Here is an 8,781-nt window from a genome sequence, read left to right as displayed (position 1 = left end):
CGACGCCTCGAGCAGGCTCGCCGCGATGTCTCGTCCGCCGCGTCCGGGCGGCAGGTGCCCGGCCGCGATCCGCTGGAAGTCGCCGAGCGCCTGCGCGGTGGTCGTCGCGTCGAGGGTCTGCAGGCCGATGATCTCGGCCGTGATCGCCTCGGCCTCGGCCTCGGAGAGATGCTTCATGACTTCGATCGCCGCGGCGCGGTCGATGTTCATCAGCACGACGGCGGCCTTCTGCTTTCCGTTCAGAGTCTTCATACGCCCGCCCGATCCGAGAGCAGCGTGCGCAGCAGCTCGGCGGTGCGCTCGGGGTCGCGCCGGCTGAGCGTCTCGATCTCGCCGCGGCGGCGCTCGAGGCTGACCTGCGCCGGCTCCGCCTCGAACTCGAGCTCGGCCAGCACCTCGGTGGCGGGAAGCGGAGCGGGATCGGGGGCGGTGAGCGGCAGCGGCACGGTCAGCGGCGACTCGATGGGCGTGGCGCCGGCGTACGCCGCCACAGACGGAGCGCGCTCTCCGAACATCGCGTCGAACTCGTCGGGCTCGCGTGCCTTGCGGCGGGAGCGCACGATCAGGAAGACGACCACGGCCAGCAGCGGCGCCGCGATGGCGACGACCGTCAGCGCCGTGCCGAGCAGGGCCATGCGCTGCTCGTCTTCGGCCGCCTTCTTCGATGCGTCGAGGGCCGCCTGAGCGGCCTTGGCATCCTGCTGGCTGAACGGCACCATCTCGACGGTCAGCTGGTCGCCGCGGGTGCGGTCGATGCCGGCAGCGGCCGCGACGAGGTCGCTGAGCTGGCCCGAGCCGATCTCTTCGCCGACCCCGGCGTCGACGGCGACCGACACCGACTGCCGGGTGATCGAACCTGCCGGGGTGCTGGTGGTCTGCGTGGCCTTGTTGATGATGTTGTTGCGGGTCTCCTCGGTCACCTCGTACGTGCCCGAGCCGTTCGACGGCACAGCGATGTTGTCGGGCCCCAGCACACCGGCGCCGCCCTGTCCGCCGCTGCCGGTCTCGGTGCGCGTGTGCTCCGACGACGAGGCGCCGCCCTCGATGGGGGTGTAGGTCTCTTCGAGTCGCTCGTTGACCGATCTGTCGACCTCGGCGACCACGGTGACGGTGGCGTTGCCGGGGCCGACCACCTTGTCGAGCAGCTCCTGCACGCTCTGGGCGACGCGGGCCTCGTAGTCGCCGGCCTGACGATCGACTCCGCCGGTGGCGCCCATGCCCACCGTCGACAGGGTGCGTCCGTTCTGGTCGACGACCGCGACGTTCTCGGGCTTCAGGCCGCTCACGGCCGCCGACGTGAGATGCACGATCGCCTCGATCTGGGTCGCGCTCAGCGCCGAGCGACCGGTCTCGATGAACACCGATGCGGTCGGGTCGACGGTCTCCGAGACGAACACGCTCTCCTCGGGGATGGCGAGGCGCACCGACGCGGCCGAGATGCCCTTGAGCGACGAGATGGTCGCCGCCAGCTCGCCTTCGATGGCGCGCTTGTAGGCCACCGACTGCTGGAACTCGGAGGTGGTGACCCCGAGGTCGTCGAGCAGCGAGTAGCCCTCCGAGCTGTCGCTCGGCAGTCCGGCCGCCGCGGCGGCCAGTCGCTGGTCGTACACGTCGGCGTCGGGCACGAGCACCGTCGCGCCGCCGTCGGTCAGCTCGTACGAGACGGATGCCGATCGCAGCTGCTCGACGACCGCGTTCGCGTCGGAGGCGCTCAGTCCGGTGAACAGCGGTGACATGGTCGGGCGCGAGGCCCAGCTCAGCAGCGCCGCGATGCCGAGTGCGAGCACCGCGAGACCGATGATCGCGATGGTGCGCTGCGCCATCGTGAAGCCGGCGATCGCCTGTCGGGCGCGCTGGAAGATGTTCGTGACCGCGGTGGGCATCAGGCCTGCATCCGCATGATCTCGTTGAACGCGTCGACGCCCTTGTTGCGCACAGCGGCGACGAGCTCGAGCGTGACGGCGGCGCGGGTCGACGCGATCATCGCCGCGTGGATGTCGTCGAGGTCACCCGTGACGGCGGCGACCTTCAGAGCGTCGGACTGCGACTGCAGGCCGCGCAGCTCGTCGATGGCGCCGGTGATGCTCGTGGCGAACGATGCGTCGCCCGTGCTGCGGGTCGGAGCGGAGGTCAGTGAGGTGGGCAGCGCGGACGAGAGCGCGTCGATGCTCGAGATGGCGTCCATCAGCTGCGTCCGATCTGCAGCGCTGCCTCATATGCGTTGCGCACGCGGTCGACGGTGCCGGCGCTTGCCTCATAGCCGCGCTGAGCCATGATCAGCTGACTCATCTGGTCGCCGAGATCGATGTCGGGGTAGCGCACGTACCCGTCGGCATCGGCGAGCGGGTGATCGGGCTGGTGCACGAGCCGCCCCTCGGCGCTGCCGAGCTCGGTTCCCGCCACGTACACGCCGGGGGAGTGGGCGCTGTTCTCGACGGCGATGTACCGCTCCTGGAACGCCGGGGCGGCAGGCGTGACGGCGGTGTTGATGTTGGCGATGTTGTCGCTGAGTGCGTCGAGCCACTTGCGGTGCGCGGTCAGTCCGGTGCCGGCGATGCCGATCGCGTCGAAGGTCATGACGTCCTCATCGCTGCGCGCACCGACGAGAACGAGCCGTTGATCGCCTGCGTCGCGAACTGGTACCGCAGCATCGTGTCGATGCTCGAGAGCGTCTCGGTGTCGAGGTTGACGTTGTTGCCGTTCAGGCGGGTCGGCTCGAGCGACTCGCCGACGGTGGCGGATGCCCGGCCGTGGCCGGCTCTGACGGCTTCGGACAATGCGTCCTCGAACTGCACGCGCTTGGCGTGGTAGTCGGGGGTGTTGATGTTGGCGATGTTGTCGGCGATCGCGCGCTGGCGCAGCGACAGGCCGTCGAGCGCGCTCGAGAGCGCGGACATGGTCACAGAATCGAACACGAACCGGCTTCCATCCGTCAGTGGGGTGAGGCCTATCCGTGGCCGATTCCTGCGAGCGATCCCTGCTCGTCAGGCTCTATCGACCGATCGTGCGGATGCGTTAGGCGACTCAGCCGACGACGTCGAGATACGCCGAGGCGTCGGCGGCGGCATCCGGAACCCGGCGCAGCGTCACGAGCTGGTCGGCGATCGCGTCCTGATGCCGGCGGATCTCGGCGATCCGCTCCTGCTGATGCAGCAGCAGCGCGCAGGCGCGATCGGCGAACACGGCCGGCATCGGCGTGGTGGGCGGATGCCACGGCTCTGTCACGTGCATGTCTTCGTAGAGCTCGCGTTCGAGACGGTCGAGCTCATCGGCCCATTCCGCGACGCTCATGCCCGGGCGGCGGCTGTCTGCTCGGCCGGCGTCATCGACTCGGCGGCGCTGTGCCAGGCGTCGCGCAGCGGGGCGACCAGTTCGGCGCAGGTGCGGGTGCGCTCGGGGTCGCGGCCGATGTTGGCGCCGATCAGGGTCTGGGTGAGGAAGGTGTACACCCCGCGCAGTCCGGCGCTGCCGTCCCACGTGTCGGTGAGCGAGGAGGTCAGCTCGGCGACGATCGACTGCGCGTGCTGCAGCTGGGTGTTCGCCTCGGCCCAGTCGCCTGCCCGCTGCGCCGCCTCGCCGCGCTCGATGTCGAGCAGCAGGCGGTCGTACAGCATGGTGAGCAGACGCTCGGGGCCTGCCGAGAGGATGGCGAGCTCGCGATACCGCTGCTGTGCCTTGAGGGCGGCGTTCATGTTCAGGATCCCTTCTGCGGCGGCGTCAGTGCCGACAGCTGCGAGGTGAGATACGACGACTGAGACTGCATGCGCGCGAGCTGCACCTCGAGCTGGGCGTAGGTGCGCTCGAGGGTGGCCTTGCGCTGCGCGAGGCGCACGTCCCACCGCTCGACCTGCTCGCCGAGCGAGTCGACCTCGTTCTGCTGGCCGGTGATGCGGGCGGTGAGCAGCCCGTCGTACTTGTCGGAGTAGCTCTTCGCGACGTCCTGCACGCGGGTGGCCACGCCCGAGAAGACGGCACTGACCTGCTCGGGGTTCTCGGCGAGAGCCTTCGTGAACCGCTCCTGGTCGAACGACAGCACGCCGTTCTTGTCGATCGAGATGCCCATGGTCGAGGGAGAGATGCCGCCGACCGGGTACTGCACGGCATCCGCCAGCCCGCGCCGCAGGGCGCGCACGGTGCTGTCGCCGGTGAAGACGCCGAGGGTCGTCGTCTCACCCGAGCCGGAGGGCACCGTCGCGGTCGATCCCTTGTCGATGCCGCTGAGGATCTTCGCGATCTGCGCGACGAACGCCTCGTGCGCCTTCGCTTGTGCGGCGCTGTCGGTGGCGACGGTGATCGTGACCGGTTCGGTCGACGCGGCGGTCACCGTCACGTCGACACCCGGGAGGAGACCTGCGAAGGTGCCGTTCGCCGAGGTGACGACCTGCTCAGCCGTGGTTCCGGCCCACAGCCGCACCTGCGCGTCGGCTCCGGGCGAGACCGTCGCGGCGCTCGGGTCAGTGAGGATGTCGATCGCGGTGCCCGCTTGGGCTGCGGCGATGTCGCCGCGCAGCACGGTGAACGATCCCGCCGCTCCGGGATCTGCGGCGTTCAGCTGCAGGCGGTACAGGGGAGTGCCGTCGGCCGCCGACCCGGCGCTGACCGCCGTGGCCTTCACACCGAAGCCGGCCTGCGTGATCGCCTTCGCGACGTCCTGCATCGACGTCGACGCGGCGGTGACCTCGACGCGCTCGCCCTTCGAGTTCTGCAGCGTGATGACGGGCGGCTCATCCGGCCACGCGGCGAGCGGTGCCGACACGATCGAGTGCCGCTGCGCAACGCGATCGACGACGATGTCGATGGCGCCAGGGGTGGCGTCGGCTCCTGCGGTGACGGTCACCGCGCTCGACGTCGACGTGGCGGTGAACGCGGTCATCGCGCCCTGAGCACTCGCGGCCTTCGCCTTGGTGGCGAGATCCTGCAGCGAGGCGTTGAGGGACTGCAGGTTCGAGATGACGACGCCCTTGTCGGCGATCTTCGACTTCAGCAGGTTCTTGGGGATGGAGTGCACGTCCATCAGCGACTTGATGAGCTCGGTCGTGTTCAGGCCTGAGACGAGACCGTCGAGCGAGAGTGCCATGCCAGCCTTTCAGAGGGGGTGACCCCGGGTGAGCGTTCGGGTCGCTCACCCGGGGACGGTCGATCAGGATCAGCGCAGCAGCTGCAGCACGCCCTGGGTCGACTGGTTGGCCTGAGCCAGCATGGCGGTTCCGGCCTGCGACAGGATGTTCTTCGCCGTGAACTTGACCATCTCCGACGCCATGTCCGTCTCGCGGATGCGGCTCTCGGCAGCAGACAGGTTCTCTGCCGAGACCTTGAGGCTGTTGATCGTCGACTCGAAGCGGTTCTGCGCGGCACCGAGGCCGGCGCGCTGCGCCGAGATCGCGGTGATCGCCGAGTCGATGGCCGTGATCGTGGTCTGCGCGACGTTGTTGCTGTCGACGTCGAATCCAGCGCCGACCGCGAGCCCATCTGCTGACGCAAGGGTGCCCACGGCGGTAGCGACGTCGGCGCGCGCCACGTCGATCTTGTCGTTCGCGGTGGCGCCGGAGCCCACCTGGAACGTCAGCGCAGCACCGCCCTTGAGAAGAGCGATGCCGTTGAACGTGGTCGACTCGGTGATCCGATAGAGCTCCTTGCTGAGCTCACCGGCTTCCGTCTCGATGGCCTTGCGGGACTCGGCGTTGTTCGAGTCGGCGCCACCCTGCACCGCGAGGTCGCGCATGCGCTGCAGGATGGAGTGGACCTCGGTCAGGGCGCCTTCCGCGGTCTGGATGACCGAGATGCCGTCCTGGGCGTTGCGGGCCGCGACGTTCAGGCCGCCGACCTGCGAGCGCAGGCCCTCGCTGATCGCCAGGCCGGCTGCGTCGTCGGCAGCGCGGTTGATGCGCAGACCGCTCGAGAGCTTCTCGAGCGACTTCGACAGGTCGTTCTGCGTCGACGACAGGTTGCGGTAGGCGTTGAGCGCCGACACGTTGGTGTTGATCTGCATACCCATGTTGTGTTCCTCCGTGATGGGATCCGTACGAAGCCCGTCCGTGGGCTTCACCGTCACCTATCGGCGGATACGACGAAGGCGTAAGTCGTCAGGTGATGGCCGGCTCCGGCGCCGCGAGGGCGCGCGCGATGCGCGCCCCGCCGCTCTCGGCGATCCGGGCGAAGAAGCCCTCGCGCACCGATGCCGAGACGCGCGACGTCGTCGGCGCCTCCTGGCCGTCGCGGTAGTACCGCTCCAGGGCATCCCGCAGCAGACGGATCGCCTCGGCGCGCTGCTGCGACACGGCGGAGTGCGAGACGCCGAGCTCTTCGGCGATCTCCTTCACCGGGCGCTCCTCGATGTACACGGCGTGCACGATCGACCGCATCCGCTCGGGCAGCGCCGCGATGGCGTGCTCGAGAACAGTGCGGCGCTCGGCGACCACGGCCGACTCCTCGGGCAGCGGCATGACCGAGGCGATGTCCGACTCGTACACCTCGTCGAGCGTCGTCACGGTGCGCGCGGCGTCGGCGAGGGCGCCGGTCACCTCGTCGTGCGAGACGCCCATCGTGGTCGCGATCTCGGCGACGGACGCCTGACGGCCGAGCGCCGCCGACAGCGTCTCCTGCACTGCGGTTGTCTCTTTGATGCGACGACGGATGCCGCGGGTGGCCCAGTCCATCGAGCGCATCTCGTCGGCGAACGCGCCGAGGATGCGCCGGCGGGCGTAGGCTCCGAACGGCACGCCCAGCGAGGGGTCGAACGCATCGGCCGCGGTCACCAGCGCGAGAGCGCCGGCGGATGCCAGCTCCTCGCGTGGTACATGCGTCGCACGTGCGTGCGTCTCCGAGGCGAGGTATCCCACCAGTGGCAGGTTCTCTTCGATCAGGCGATTGCGCTCGTCAATCGTCGGCATGGCAAGGTCCTCCGTACGAATACCGGAGCAGGATGCTGCTCCCGTATGGCCGGGTCCCCCCCCTACCATGAGATGAATGATATCCAGATGGGGAGAAATCCCCATAGTGCGATTGATAACGATCCGCGCAGTCCGACCGATAGCTAACTTCGATCGGCCGGACGGCCTGTCGTCCACTGGGGAAGAGGGCCAATGGGAGCCAACGAGTTGTCCATGCAGCTGTGGCGCGAACGCGAGCTGCTCGAGCTGCTGCTGTTCAAGCTCGAAGAGCAGGAGCTGCTGCTCGCCGCCGGCCGCTCGCGATGGCTGCACTTCGCGACGCGCGAGATCGAGCAGGTGCTCGAGGGCCTCCGTTCGGCGAGCATCGCCCGCGTGGTCGAGGCGGAGGCGCTGGCCGCAGAGTGGCACGCGCCGGAAGGCGCCGGCATCCGGCAGCTCATCGACAGCGCGCCGAAGGGCGCCTGGCGCGACGTGCTCACCGAGCACCTGAGCGCGCTGATCAGGCTGACCGACGAGATCGGCCGGCTGCGCGACGCGACCTCCGAGCAGCTGCGCGCGGTCATGCGCGCCACGCAGGAGACGATCGCCGGCCTCGGAGACGACACCGGCGAGTACACCACCCACGGTGAGCGCGCGCGAGAGAACTCCGCGCGCATCATCGACACGGAGATGTGAGGAACATGTCGACTTTCAGTGGGCTGGGCACCGCAGCCAGCGCTCTCGCCGCCGCGCGGCGCGGGATGGACGTCGTGGGGCAGAACATCGCGAACCAGGCGACCGAGGGCTACACCCGCCAGCGGGTCAGCACGTCGGCGATCGCGGCAGTGGCGCAGTCGGGCCGATTCAGCATGGGCGCCCTTCCCGGCCACGGCGTCTCGGTCGACGGGATCGCGCGCCTCGGCGACGCGCTTCTCGACGCCCGCGTCCGCGACACGGCATCCGCGGCAGGATTCTGGTCGGCCCGCGCGCTCGCCGCGACCACCGCCGAGACCGCACTCGCCGAGCCGAGCGCGCACGGCCTCTCCGCGCGACTGACCCAGTTCTGGAACTCGTGGCAGGACCTCGGCAACACCCCTGATCAGGGTGCGGCCGCGGCGACCGTGCTGCAGTCGGCGGCTGAGCTGACGGCACAGATCGCCGGCGGATACCGCACGGTGGCGACCCAGTGGAGCGATGGCCGGCAGTCCGCCGAGCGCTCGGTGGCGCAGATCAACACCGCCGCATCGCAGATCGCTCAGCTCAACACCGAGATCCGCGACGCGCTGAGCGCCGGCCGCTCGGCGAACGAGCTCATCGACCAGCGGGATGCCCTCGTGCAGACCACGGCCCGGCTGACCGGCGCCAGAGGCACACTCGAAGCCGACGGCACGATGACGGTGCGCATCGACGGCAACGCCCTCGTCTCGGGAGGGGATGCCCGGTCGCTGACGCTCACCGGCCCCACCGCCATCGACCAGCCCGGGGCGCTGTCGGTGTCGTGGAGCGGACCCGACGGCTTCCCCGTGTCGATCGACGGCGGTGAGCTGGGCGGGACGCTGAGCGTGCTCGCACCGGCCAAGGACGGCGGCACCCTCGCCGGCCTCGCCGAGTCGTACAACCGGGTGGCCACCGCCCTGGCCACGAGCGTCAACGATCAGCACCGGCTCGGCGTGACCGCCGGCGGCCAGAACGGCGGCGACTTCTTCACACTGTCGGCGACGGGGCCTGCGGCGCTCGGGCTCACCGTGGCGGTGCAGCAGGCATCCGACCTCGCCGTCGCGAAGCCGGGCGGCGGTCCGCTCGACGCGGGCAACGCCGACGCGATCTCCCAGCTCGGCCGCAAGCCCGGCGGGCCCGACTCGATCTGGGGCGATGTCGTCGCCGGTTTCGCGGTGGGCACGGCGGGCGACAT

Annotated in this window: 11 protein-coding genes and 1 pseudogene; 2 read left to right on the top strand and 10 right to left on the bottom strand. The window is 69.8% G+C overall.

Annotated elements, in window-relative coordinates; all coding sequences use genetic code 11:
- The 10 genes and pseudogenes from RT309_RS04980 to RT309_RS04935 all read right to left on the bottom strand — a co-directional run.
- A pseudogene (locus RT309_RS04980) lies at positions 1-252 on the bottom strand (flagellar motor switch protein FliG); the annotation flags it as partial.
- Positions 249-1,883 carry a flagellar basal-body MS-ring/collar protein FliF gene (gene fliF / locus RT309_RS04975; protein ID WP_313355778.1) on the bottom strand — a complete coding sequence of 545 codons (1,635 nt, stop codon included), beginning with the start codon at positions 1,881-1,883 and terminating at the stop codon, positions 249-251. The gene fliF and the pseudogene RT309_RS04980, both read right to left, overlap by 4 nt.
- Positions 1,883-2,185 (bottom strand): flagellar hook-basal body complex protein FliE, encoded by a 303-nt coding sequence (gene fliE, locus RT309_RS04970; protein ID WP_313355777.1) that lies wholly within the window; start codon positions 2,183-2,185, stop codon positions 1,883-1,885. The genes fliF and fliE overlap by 1 nt, the downstream gene beginning before the upstream one ends.
- Entirely contained in the window at positions 2,185-2,577 is a 393-nt protein-coding gene (locus RT309_RS04965) for a flagellar basal body rod C-terminal domain-containing protein (RefSeq protein WP_313355776.1), read from the bottom strand. The genes fliE and RT309_RS04965 overlap by 1 nt, the downstream gene beginning before the upstream one ends.
- A complete protein-coding gene (locus tag RT309_RS04960; protein WP_313355775.1) occupies positions 2,574-2,915 on the bottom strand; it encodes a flagellar basal body protein in 342 nt (113 codons plus the stop codon). The genes RT309_RS04965 and RT309_RS04960 overlap by 4 nt, the downstream gene beginning before the upstream one ends.
- Before the next feature lie 109 nt (positions 2,916-3,024).
- Entirely contained in the window at positions 3,025-3,291 is a 267-nt protein-coding gene (locus RT309_RS04955) for a hypothetical protein (protein WP_313355774.1), read from the bottom strand.
- Entirely contained in the window at positions 3,288-3,692 is a 405-nt protein-coding gene (fliS, locus tag RT309_RS04950; RefSeq protein WP_313355773.1) for a flagellar export chaperone FliS, read from the bottom strand. Before fliS ends, RT309_RS04955 begins: the two co-directional genes overlap by 4 nt.
- A 2-nt stretch (positions 3,693-3,694) precedes the next feature.
- The gene (gene fliD, locus RT309_RS04945; RefSeq protein ID WP_313355772.1) at positions 3,695-5,077 is read right to left on the bottom strand and encodes a flagellar filament capping protein FliD; all 1,383 of its coding nucleotides are present in this window, start codon (positions 5,075-5,077) and stop codon (positions 3,695-3,697) included.
- Between the two features lie 69 nt (positions 5,078-5,146).
- Entirely contained in the window at positions 5,147-5,995 is an 849-nt protein-coding gene (locus RT309_RS04940) for a flagellin (RefSeq protein WP_313355771.1), read from the bottom strand.
- Positions 5,996-6,083: 88 nt separating this feature from the next.
- Positions 6,084-6,890, bottom strand: coding sequence for a sigma-70 family RNA polymerase sigma factor (locus RT309_RS04935; protein WP_313355770.1), 807 nt, complete (start codon positions 6,888-6,890; stop codon positions 6,084-6,086).
- A 192-nt stretch (positions 6,891-7,082) separates the two neighbouring features.
- On the opposite strand from RT309_RS04935, the gene flgN reads away from it, so the two are divergent.
- On the top strand, positions 7,083-7,565 hold the full coding sequence (flgN, locus tag RT309_RS04930) for a flagellar export chaperone FlgN (RefSeq protein ID WP_313355769.1): 483 nt from the start codon (positions 7,083-7,085) through the stop codon (positions 7,563-7,565).
- A 5-nt stretch (positions 7,566-7,570) separates the two neighbouring features.
- The coding region (gene flgK / locus RT309_RS04925) for a flagellar hook-associated protein FlgK (protein ID WP_313355768.1) at positions 7,571-8,781 on the top strand (1,211 nt) is incomplete at its 3' end.

The sequence above is a fragment of the Microbacterium sp. genome (genome assembly GCF_032084865.1).
Lineage (GTDB): Bacteria > Actinomycetota > Actinomycetes > Actinomycetales > Microbacteriaceae > Microbacterium.
The sequence above is the reverse complement of the archived record's forward strand: the minus strand, read 5'-3'. Positions and strand labels throughout refer to the sequence as shown.

What these genes read in the sequence shown, in the direction of transcription:
- fliF (WP_313355778.1), bottom strand. Translation starts at nt 1,883, where the DNA reads ATGCCCACCGCGGTCACGAACATCTTCCAGCGCGCCCGACAGGCGATC.
- fliE (WP_313355777.1), bottom strand. Translation starts at nt 2,185, where the DNA reads ATGGACGCCATCTCGAGCATCGACGCGCTCTCGTCCGCGCTGCCCACC.
- RT309_RS04965 (WP_313355776.1), bottom strand. Translation starts at nt 2,577, where the DNA reads ATGACCTTCGACGCGATCGGCATCGCCGGCACCGGACTGACCGCGCAC.
- RT309_RS04955 (WP_313355774.1), bottom strand. Translation starts at nt 3,291, where the DNA reads ATGAGCGTCGCGGAATGGGCCGATGAGCTCGACCGTCTCGAACGCGAG.
- fliS (WP_313355773.1), bottom strand. Translation starts at nt 3,692, where the DNA reads ATGAACGCCGCCCTCAAGGCACAGCAGCGGTATCGCGAGCTCGCCATC.
- fliD (WP_313355772.1), bottom strand. Translation starts at nt 5,077, where the DNA reads ATGGCACTCTCGCTCGACGGTCTCGTCTCAGGCCTGAACACGACCGAG.
- RT309_RS04940 (WP_313355771.1), bottom strand. Translation starts at nt 5,995, where the DNA reads ATGGGTATGCAGATCAACACCAACGTGTCGGCGCTCAACGCCTACCGC.
- RT309_RS04935 (WP_313355770.1), bottom strand. Translation starts at nt 6,890, where the DNA reads ATGCCGACGATTGACGAGCGCAATCGCCTGATCGAAGAGAACCTGCCA.
- flgN (WP_313355769.1), top strand. Translation starts at nt 7,083, where the DNA reads ATGGGAGCCAACGAGTTGTCCATGCAGCTGTGGCGCGAACGCGAGCTG.